Raw genomic sequence first — 292 nt, forward strand, 5'->3', positions numbered from 1 at the left:
GCAGGCGCCGCCGAGATCGCGCAGCACGTGCGCTGGCACTGGGGCATCGAAAACAAGATCCACCACGTGCGCGACACTGCCTGGACCGAGGACACTTCCCACGTCCACACCGGCACCGCCCCCAGGGCCATGGCCAGTCTCCGCAACCTCGCCATCGGAGCCCTCCGACTCACCGGGCACACCGGCATCGCCGCCGCTCTCCGCCATCACGCACGCGACGCCACCCGACCCCTGACCACCCTCGGCATCACGTGACCAATCCGGACGAACTCACTGAACGACGCCGCCCTGG

1 pseudogene is annotated in these 292 nt (G+C 69.5%); it reads left to right on the top strand.

The features are described from left to right. Nucleotides 1-255 (top strand): annotated as a pseudogene (locus N4G66_RS45495) (ISAs1 family transposase); the annotation flags it as partial. Nucleotides 256-292 lie beyond the last annotated feature (37 nt).

The sequence above is a fragment of the Streptomyces rhizosphaerihabitans genome (assembly GCF_025399795.1).
Taxonomy (GTDB): Bacteria; Actinomycetota; Actinomycetes; order Streptomycetales; family Streptomycetaceae; genus Streptomyces; species Streptomyces rhizosphaerihabitans.